Origin of the sequence: Streptomyces sp. rh34 (assembly GCF_002551245.1) — a bacterium.
Lineage (GTDB): Bacteria > Actinomycetota > Actinomycetes > Streptomycetales > Streptomycetaceae > Streptomyces.
Genome location: NZ_NTGZ01000280.1, coordinates 1 through 9,397, shown reverse-complemented (window position 1 = coordinate 9,397; position 9,397 = coordinate 1). Strand labels below are relative to the sequence as shown.

At 70.1% G+C, this 9,397-nt stretch carries 9 protein-coding genes; 4 read left to right on the top strand and 5 right to left on the bottom strand.

What is annotated here, in order from left to right; all coding sequences use genetic code 11:
• Positions 1-338 (bottom strand): 2'-5' RNA ligase family protein (locus CR470_RS32300; protein ID WP_306667826.1); only part of this gene is annotated, 338 nt, incomplete at its 3' end.
• 102 nt (positions 339-440) lie between these two features.
• Here CR470_RS32300 and CR470_RS32295 point away from each other — a divergent pair.
• On the top strand, positions 441-1,025 hold the full coding sequence (locus CR470_RS32295; protein WP_097871016.1) for a Uma2 family endonuclease: 585 nt from the start codon (positions 441-443) through the stop codon (positions 1,023-1,025).
• An 87-nt stretch (positions 1,026-1,112) separates the two neighbouring features.
• Here the strand turns inward: CR470_RS32295 and CR470_RS32290 are convergent, their stop codons facing one another.
• Both CR470_RS32290 and CR470_RS32285 read right to left on the bottom strand, forming a co-directional pair.
• A complete protein-coding gene (locus tag CR470_RS32290; RefSeq protein ID WP_097871015.1) occupies positions 1,113-2,447 on the bottom strand; it encodes an MFS transporter in 1,335 nt (444 codons plus the stop codon).
• A 135-nt stretch (positions 2,448-2,582) separates the two neighbouring features.
• Positions 2,583-3,023 carry a MarR family winged helix-turn-helix transcriptional regulator gene (locus CR470_RS32285; RefSeq protein WP_007452526.1) on the bottom strand — a complete coding sequence of 147 codons (441 nt, stop codon included), beginning with the start codon at positions 3,021-3,023 and terminating at the stop codon, positions 2,583-2,585.
• Positions 3,024-3,157: 134 nt separating this feature from the next.
• Between CR470_RS32285 and CR470_RS32280 the strand changes: the two genes are divergently transcribed.
• Entirely contained in the window at positions 3,158-3,367 is a 210-nt protein-coding gene (locus CR470_RS32280) for a hypothetical protein (RefSeq protein ID WP_097871014.1), read from the top strand.
• Positions 3,368-3,397: 30 nt separating this feature from the next.
• On the opposite strand, the gene CR470_RS32275 is transcribed toward CR470_RS32280, so the two are convergent.
• A complete protein-coding gene (locus CR470_RS32275; RefSeq protein WP_097871013.1) occupies positions 3,398-4,852 on the bottom strand; it encodes an NCS2 family permease in 1,455 nt (484 codons plus the stop codon).
• A gap of 213 nt (positions 4,853-5,065) precedes the next feature.
• Here CR470_RS32275 and CR470_RS32270 point away from each other — a divergent pair, with 213 nt between their 5' ends.
• Together CR470_RS32270 and CR470_RS32265 are read left to right on the top strand one after the other, a co-directional pair.
• Positions 5,066-5,407 (top strand): DUF2530 domain-containing protein, encoded by a 342-nt coding sequence (locus CR470_RS32270; protein ID WP_097871012.1) that lies wholly within the window; start codon positions 5,066-5,068, stop codon positions 5,405-5,407.
• Positions 5,408-5,592: 185 nt separating this feature from the next.
• Complete coding sequence (locus CR470_RS32265) at positions 5,593-8,094, top strand: HAD-IC family P-type ATPase (RefSeq protein ID WP_097871011.1); 2,502 nt, start codon at positions 5,593-5,595, stop codon at positions 8,092-8,094.
• An 89-nt stretch (positions 8,095-8,183) separates the two neighbouring features.
• Here CR470_RS32265 and CR470_RS32260 read toward each other — a convergent pair whose 3' ends face one another.
• Complete coding sequence (locus CR470_RS32260; RefSeq protein WP_097871010.1) at positions 8,184-9,071, bottom strand: calcium-binding protein; 888 nt, start codon at positions 9,069-9,071, stop codon at positions 8,184-8,186.
• Between the last annotated feature and the right edge of the window lie 326 nt (positions 9,072-9,397).

The window sequence follows — 9,397 nt, the reverse complement described above, 5'->3', positions numbered from 1 at the left end:
AGCAGTCGCAGCGTGTCGAGCCCGCCCGCCGCCCCGGCCCACAGGGCCCGCCCGCCGAAGTGCCCCGCACCGTGCACACGGAGCGGAAAATGCTCGGTGCGGTGCGCGGCCCGCTCCAGGCGCGCGCACAGCTCCGGCAGGACGTCCTGGGGCACCGCGCCGTAGAACGCCAGCGTGTAGTGCCAGCCCTCGGGGCCCGTCCACCGCAGGTCCCCCGCTCCGGGCAGCGCGTGGAGCGGTGCCAGCGCGGCCCGGAGTCCGGCGACGGCCCCGGCGGGCGGCAGGACGGCGGCGAAGAGGCGTTGGGCGGGCGGACGGCCGGAGCTGTGGCTGCTCATGCGCGCGAGTCTGGCAGGTCCGGGCGTGTCCGGGGCACCGGGCCTATCGTTGTACTACGCGGCTGCCCGCACGCCCGTGCGGCAGCGGGGAGGAGCGGCACGATGACCGTCGTAGACACCGACAGGATCGACATGGCCGACATCAGCGACGAGCGCACCCTGGACATGATGTTCGAGTGGCTTGAGCCCGTCCCCGAGGGATTCAAGGTCGAGATCGTCGAGGGGACCGTTCACATGTCGCCGCAGCGGGACACACACTGGGAGATCACCTTCGACATCCTGGAGCAGTTGCGCACCGCCTACGGACGCCGGCAGCTGAAGACCGACGTGCGCATCGACTTCCCCGGCCTGCTCAACGGCTTCGCCCCCGATGTCGCGGCTGTCACGCAGGACGCGGCCAAGACCGCGGACGGCCGCTGGCGCTACCAGGACGTCGAGTTCGTCGCCGAGGTGATCTCCAGGAGCACCGCCGCCAACGACTACGGCTCCAAGAAGGCCACCTACGCGCTCGCCGGTGTCCCCGTCTACCTCATCGTCGATCCGTACACCGGCACCTGGCACCTGCACACCCTCCCGAAGGAGGACGAGTACCGCAGTGTCCTGAGCCTGGACTTCGGCACCCCTGTCGACCTCACCTCGACCGTCGTCGGCCTCGTCCTCGCGACCGACGCCTTTCCCCGCGACTGAACCCGTGACCGGCCCGGCAACCGACCCCGCCCGGCCATACGGGAACCGCCCTCCTCCCACTCCGGGAGGAGGGCGGTTCCCCGCGGGTCACGCCGCCGTCGCCAACTGCTCGCGCGGGACGAAGCGGACGTGCGGGCGGCCCGGGCGGAGGTCGACCTTCAGGCGGAGGCCGCCGACGCGGGCGAGGGCGAAGCCGACGCCCAGGGCGGCGATCACCGAGATCGCGCCGCCGGCCGCGAAGCCGGTGCGGGCGCCGTACGTGTCGCTGATCCAGCCGACGATCGGGGCGCCCACCGGCGTACCCCCGGCGAAGACCATCATGTACAGGCTCATCACCCGGCCCCGCATCTCCGGGTCGGCGGCCATCTGGACGCTCGTGTTCGCGGTGATGTTCGTGGTCAGGCCGAGCATGCCGATCGGGACCAGCAGGATCGAGAACATCCAGACCGACGGGGACAGCGAGGCGGCGATCTCCAGCAGCCCGAACGCCGTGCCCGCGATCACCAGCATCCGCAGCCGCGTGGAGCGGCGGCGGGCCGAGAGCAGCGCGCCGGCCAGCGAACCGGCCGCCATCAGGATGTTGAAGAACGAGTACATGCCCGCGCCGCCGTCGAAGATCTCGTCGGCGTAGGCGGTCAGCCAGATCGGGAAGTTGAAGCCGAACGTGCCGACGAAGCCGACCAGGACGATCGGCCAGATCAGCTCGGGGCGGCCCCGGACGTAGCGCAGGCCCTCGCGGAGCTGTCCCTTGGCGCGGGGCACGGTCACCGAGGCGTGCATCTCGTTGGTCCGCATCATCAGCAGGCCGATGAGCGGGGCCAGGAAGGAGAGCCCGTTGAGCAGGAAGGCCCAGCCGCTGCCGACCGTGGTGATCAGGACGCCCGCGACGGCGGGGCCGATCAGCCGGGCGGACTGGAAGTTCGCCGAGTTCAGGCTGACCGCGTTGCGCAGTTGCGCGGGGCCGACCATCTCGGAGACGAACGACTGGCGGGCCGGGTTGTCGACGACGGTCACCATGCCGAGGAGGAAGGCGACCAGATAGACGTGCCAGACCTCCACGACCCCGGAGAGGGTCAGGACGGCCAGGGCGATGCCGCACAGGCCGAGCAGGGCCTGGCTGACAAGCAGGATCTGCCGCTTCGGGAGGCGGTCGGCCATGACGCCGCCGTACAGGCCGAAGAGCAGCATCGGGAGGAACTGCAGGGCCGTCGTGATGCCCACGGCGGTGGCGGAACCCGTGAGGCTCAGCACGAGCCAGTCCTGCGTGATGCGGGACATCCAGGTACCGGTGTTGGAGATCACGGCGCCCGTGGCGAACAGGCGGTAGTTACGTATCTTCAGCGACGAGAAGGTCCCGCCGGTCTTGCTCTCGTGGGTGGAAGTCGGTGCGGGGGCGGAGTCTGCTCCGGATCCCGTACTCAAAAGGGTTCGCCTCCTCGGGCGTCTGCGGCGTTCGGTCCGACGAGGACGTGACGACGGGCGCTCCGGCGGTGATCCGGGCCGGGCCGGCTCGTGCTTCCGGTCCGGCGGCGGATCATCGTCGGCGCGCCCGCGGGGTCACAGGTGGGCGAGCTTCTCCAACACGGGCGCGGCGGCCCGAAGCGTCTCCCACTCGTCCTCGTCCAGGCCCTCGGCGAGGTGGGACAGCCAGGCGTTCCGCTTGGTGCGGCTCTCCGCGAGCATGGCCTCGGCCTGCTCGGTCTGGCTGACCCTCTTCTGCCGACGGTCATCGGGGTGCGGTTCCAGCCTGACCAGCCCCTTCGCCTCCAGCAGCGCGACGATGCGGGTCATCGACGGGGGCTGCACGTGCTCCTTGCGGGCCAGCTCACCGGGGGTGGCCGAACCGCAGCGGGCAAGGGTGCCGAGCACCGACATCTCGGTGGGGCTCAGCGACTCGTCGACGCGCTGGTGCTTCAGGCGACGGCCCAGCAGCATCACGGCGGAGCGGAGGGAGCTCACGGCGGCGGCACTGTCGCCGTCGTGGATCAGGTCAGGCATGTTTGTTAGCGTAACTCATTACCCAACCTAAATACCACCTGGTGGTACACGCGCGAAGAACTGATCACCCGAACGAGTGAGTTAGAAGCGGAAAGCGACGCACGGAGCGCTCCGGGGCGGCGACCCTGCTGGACATGGGATCGACAGTGCTCAGCCTGCGGATAGACGGTGAGCTGCTCGACCGGCTCCGGCAGCACGCCGCGAAACGCGGCATGAGCGTCCAGGACTATGTGGTCCGGACGCTCATGCGCGACGACTTCGACGAACGCTTCAAGGCGGCCGTCGACGAGACGGAGAAGTTCTACGGCGACGCCCGGGGGAGCGTCACACCACCGATCACCTGAGGCCGGGCAGCGACATCACGGAGGAACCGATCACGTGAGGCCGAGCGCCGGCATCGCGTAGTAGAAGACGAACACCGCCGAGACCGCGTACATGGCCACCGGGACCTCGCGGCCGCGGCCGGCCGCCAGGCGCAGCACGGAGAAGGCGACGAAGCCGATGCCGATGCCGTTGGTGATCGAGTACGTGAACGGCATCATCACCATCGCGAGGAACGCCGGGACCGCGAGCGTGTAGTCGCTCCAGTCGATGTCCCGCACCGAGCCCGCGATGATCAGGAAGCCGACCGCCAGCAGGGCGGGAGTGGCCGCCTGCGACGGGACCATGGTCGCCAGCGGTGTGAGGAACAGCGCCACCGAGAAGAGCAGACCGGTCACCACGCTCGCCAGTCCGGTGCGGGCGCCCTCGCCGACGCCCGCGGTGGACTCCACGAAGCACGTGGTGGCGGAGGAGGAGCTGCCGCCGCCCGCGGCGACCGCGATGCCGTCCACGAACAGCACCTTGTTGATGCCGGGGAAGTTGCCGTCCCGGTCCATCAGCTTCGCCTCGTCGCCGACGCCCAGGATGGTGCCCATCGCGTCGAAGAAGCAGGAAAGCAGCACGGTGAAGACGAACAGGACGCCGGTCAGGATGCCGACCTTCTCGAAGCCGCCGAACAGGCTGACCTCGCCGAGCAGCCCGAAGTCCGGCGCGGAGACCGGGTTGCCCGGCCACGCGGGCGTCGTCAGGCCCCACGCCCCGTCGGGCAGGCCCGCCACCGCGTCGATGACCAGGGCGAGAACCGTCATGGCGATGATCGAGATCAGGATCGCGCCGGGCACCTTGCGCACGATCAGCGCGAGCGTGAGCAGCGCGCCGAGGACGAAGACGAGCACGGGCCAGCCGTCGAGGTGGCCGGTGCCGCCGAGCTGGAGCGGCACGGTGGTGTGAGCGGCGTCCGGCATACGCGAGACGAAGCCCGAGTCGACGAGGCCGATCAGCAGGATGAAGAGGCCGATACCGATCGCGATGCCCTTGCGGAGCGACTTCGGCACGGCGTTCATCACGCGTTCCCGCAACCCGGTGGCGACCAGCAGCATCACCACGATGCCCGCGAGGACGACCATGCCCATCGCGTCCGGCCAGCTCATCCTGGGGGCGAGCTGGAGCGCGACGACCGTGTTGACGCCGAGCCCGGCGGCGAGCGCGATCGGCACATTGCCGATGACGCCCATCAGCAGGGTGGAGAACGCGGCGGACAGCACGGTCGCGGTGACCAGCTGACCGTTGTCGAGCTGGTTGCCGTACATGTCCTTCGCGCTGCCCAGGATGATCGGGTTGAGCACGATGATGTACGCCATCGCGAAGAACGTGGCGAGCCCGCCGCGGAACTCGCGGGCGACGGTCGACCCCCGCTCGGAGATCTTGAAGAACCGGTCCAGGCTGCCCTGGGACTGCGGGGCCGCAGGGGGCGGGGAGTCGACCGGAGCGGTGGCCGAGGGGGGCATGGGTGACCTCAGTCGTACGTAGAGGGGGTGGGTGCGATGGGGCAAAAGGTGATCGAAATTGGATGTTCAGACGAACGAATCGAGCCAACCCAAAGCAGATTCAGTATGAATACATCAAGCGAAGATCGCTATCTCCGCGCGTAGACCCGCGTAGCCCCTTGGTCCGTCCGGGCCGTACACCCCCCGATCAGGCGGCCCCCATACACTGAACTCATGGAGAAGTGGACACCGAAGCACGAGGCGCCGGAACCCCTGGAGGGCCCCGTCGTCGCCACCGTCGTCGGCGGCACGATCCTGTGGTTCGTCCTCTTCCTCGCCCAGCTCCCCTTCTACGGCTGGTTCGCCGACCGCGGCCACACCTGGTGGGTGTGGACCCCGCTGGCCGGCGCCGGGCTCGGCCTGATCGGCATCTGGTACGTCCGTGGGCGCGACGCCGCCCTCAAGCGGCACGCGGCCGAGGCCGAGGCCAAGGACGCCGTGGGGGCCGAGGCGACCGACAGCGCACTGGGCGGCGGGACGGCGAACCGCACCGACCGGACGGATCACTCCGCCTGAGCACGGCGGGCCGCACCGACCGCACCGCCCCGACCGCTGCGGGCCGCACCGACCGCACCGACCGCACCGCCCCGACCACGTCGGGCTCGCTCCCGTACGACCTCGGGACCGACTTCGTCCTCCCCTGGTCGGATCTTCCGCCCTCCGGCGGGTGATTCGCCGCGCACGCCCGTACCGTCGGAGCCATGACGCAGCGGGCACTCGATTCCTCCGGGGAGCAGACCCCCGGACCCTCCCGGCCGGCCATGATCGACGCGGGGGCGGAACTCGACCCCGCGCACCCCGTGGAGCCGCCCCCGCCCGGCAGGCCGGACGGTCTGAGCACCGCCGAGGTCGCCGAGCGGGTCGCGCGGGGCGAGGTCAACGACGTACCCGTACGTTCGTCGCGCTCGGTCACCGAGATCGTCCGGGCCAACGTCCTCACCCGGTTCAACCTGATCATCGGCGTGCTCTGGGTGATCATGCTGTTCGTCGCGCCGATCCAGGACAGCCTCTTCGGCTTCGTGATCGTCGCCAACACCGGTATCGGCATCATCCAGGAGTGGCGGGCCAAGAAGACCCTGGACAGCCTCGCGGTCATCGGCGAGGCGAAGCCGACCGTGCGGCGCGACGGCGTCGCCGCCGAGATCTCCACCTCCGAGATCGTCCTCGGCGACCTGGTCGAACTGGGCCCCGGGGACAAGGTGGTCGTGGACGGCACGGTCGCCGAGGCCGACAGCCTGGAGATCGACGAGTCGCTGCTCACCGGGGAGGCCGACCCGGTGATCAAGCGGGCCGGCGACCCGGTGATGTCCGGCAGCTTCGTCGTCGCGGGCGGCGGGGCGTTCACCGCGACCAAGGTGGGCCGCGAGGCGTACGCCGCCCAGCTCGCCGAGGAGGCGTCACGCTTCACGCTCGTCCACTCGGAGCTGCGCAGCGGCATCAGTACGATCCTGAAGTACGTCACGTGGATGATGGTGCCGACGGCGATCGGGCTGATCATCAGCCAGCTGGTCGTGAAGGACAACAACTTCAAGGACTCCGTCGCCCGGACCGTCGGCGGCATCGTCCCGATGATCCCCGAGGGCCTGGTCCTGCTGACCTCCGTCGCCTTCGCCATCGGCGTCGTACGGCTGGGCCGCAAGCAGTGCCTGGTGCAGGAGCTGCCCGCGATCGAGGGCCTCGCCCGGGTCGACGTGGTCTGCCTGGACAAGACGGGGACCCTCACCGAGGGCGGCATGGACGTCACGGAGGTCCGGCCGCTGAACGGGAGCGATGAGGCGTACGTGACGCGGGTGCTGCGGTCCTTCGGCTCCTCGGACCCCCGGCCCAACGCCAGTCTCCAGGCCATCATCGACGCGTACCCGGCGGGCCGCGGCGACGACGGGGCGCATCCGGCGGACGGGGGTGAGGCGGAGAGCTGGACGGTCACCGACGCGATGCCGTTCTCCTCGGCGCGCAAGTACAGCGGCGCGGCGTTCGCCGAGGCCGACGGAACGGCCTCCGCCTGGCTGCTCGGCGCCCCCGACGTCCTGCTGTCCGAGGGCGACGCGACCCTCACCGAGATCGAACACCTCAACGAGCAGGGCCTGCGGGTGCTGCTGCTGGCCCGTGCCGAGGGCGAGCTGAACGCGCCCGGCGCGGCGGCCGGAGCCGCCCCCACCGCCCTGGTCGTCCTGGAGCAGCGGCTGCGGCCGGACGCGGCCGACACGCTCGCCTACTTCGCCGACCAGAACGTGGCCACCAAGGTCATCTCCGGCGACAACGCGGTCTCGGTCGGCGCGGTCGCCGGGAAGCTGGGCCTCGCGGGCGCCGAGAACACGCTGGACGCCCGCCGGCTGCCCACCGACCCGGACGAGATGGCCACGGCCATGGAACAGAACGCGGTCTTCGGCCGGGTCACCCCGCAGCAGAAGCGGGACATGGTGGCCGCCCTCCAGTCGCGCGGCCACACGGTCGCGATGACCGGCGACGGGGTGAACGACGTGCTGGCGCTCAAGGACGCCGACATCGGGGTGTCGATGGGCTCGGGCTCGGAGGCGACGCGGGCGGTGGCGCAGATCGTGCTGCTGAACAACAGCTTCGCGACGCTGCCGTCGGTGGTCGCCGAGGGCCGCCGGGTGATCGGCAACATCACCCGCGTCGCGACCCTCTTCCTCACCAAGACGGTCTACTCCGTGCTGCTGGCGATCCTGGTGGTCTGCACGCAGGTGGAGTACCCGTTCCTGCCGAGGCACCTGACGCTGCTGGCCACGCTGACCATCGGCGTCCCCGCGTTCTTCCTGGCGCTCGCGCCCAACAAGGAGCGGGCCCAGCCCCACTTCGTACGCCGGGTCATGCGGTACGCGATCCCCTCGGGCGTCATCGCGGCGGCGGCCACCTTCACCACGTACCTGGTGGCGCGGCACCACTACAGCGGCGAGGGCGCACTGGCGGCCGAGACGAGCGCGGCGACGCTGACGCTGTTCCTGGTCGCGATGTGGGTTCTGGCGATCATCGCCCGCCCGTACACGTGGTGGCGGATCGGCCTGGTGGCGGCGATGGGGCTCGGCTTCCTGATCGTGCTCGTGGTGCCGTGGCTCCAGGACTTCTTCGCTCTGAAGCTGGTCGGCACGACCATGCCGTGGGCGGCGGTCGGCATCGCGGTGGCGGCGGCCGCCCTGCTGGAGTTCGTCTGGCGCTGGGTGGGGCGGCGCTTCGGGGCGTAGGGGCGGACAGCCGGAAGCCCTCGGGAGCGCGGACACGGAAAGGCCCCCGGGAGGACGACGGTCCTCCCGGGGGCTTCCGGCTGTCTGTGCTACTTCACGTCGAGGTAGTCGCCCTTGGCCGAGACGGCCGGGGTGCTCGGCGTGCCGGCGAAGCTGTAGCGCCAGTAGCCGTCGGCCGAGGCCTTGACGGTCGTCTTGAGGGTGCCGGTGGAGCTGGTCTTGACCGTCTTGACGGTCGAGTAGCTCTTGGCGCCCTTCTTCTTGAACTGGAGCTTCACGGACTGCTTGCTGTAGCCCTTGTACGTACCGGTGCCCCAGTTCGCACGGGTCAGCTTGCCGGTGACCGTGATGGTCTTGCCCTTCTTCACGGGCTCCGGGGAGGCGTTCACGGTCAGCTTGGAGAAGCGCTGGACGCGGACCTTGGAGACGGAGTCGCGCTCCAGCTCCTGGCCGTCGTGGGCGCCGGCCGCCGCCCCGACACGCCACCAGGTCGCGTCCGAGTTGAGCAGCAGCCCCGGGGTGAGGGTGATGGTGCCCTTGCAGGTCGTGGTGGTCGCGCTGACCACCTTGCAGGAGATCGACTTCTCGTTCGGGCCGAAGCCGAAGCTGTCCTCGGCATCGACGGACGAGCCGATCCAGATGAACGCGGCGGCCCCGGCGATGCCGGAGTCGTCGGTGGCCGTCACGGTGTAGGGCACCGTCTGCTTCGACTTGGTGCCGACGACGATCGGCTTGCCGCCGTTGACGACCGCCGAGGTGATCTTGGCGTCGCCGTCCTGGGTGGCCTGCACAGCGGCCCGCGCGGAGGACGGGGTACCGGCCTCGGCACCGGTCTCCGCTCCGAAGGACGCCTTCGGAGCGGGAAGTTCGATCTCGCCGGACCACGAGCGGCCCTCATCGGCCTGCGCGGCCGGGACAGCGAGAGCGGACAGAGCCAGGGCGCCGGTGACAACGGCGACAGTGGCACGAATGCGCATGTGTTCCCCAAGTGGAGAAAGGGGTCCTGAGCCGCCATGTGCGACTGCCAGGTCCCATGTGGTCGATGAGTCTGCTGACTCACAGGAACAGATAGCCGAACGATGTAAACAGTTGTACGAGTTCGTGAATTTCCTGGGAAGATCGCAGACGGCTGGAGGAGATCCACCGGCCTCTGGGGTGGGAGGACCTGACTAGATGACGCACACACGCAGCACCGGTCATACCGGATGGAAACGGCAGACGGCCCGCGGAGCGGCTGCGGGCACCGTGACCGGCGCCCTCGTCGCGGCAGCGGCCCTGCTGGGCCCCGGGGCGACGGCGGCCC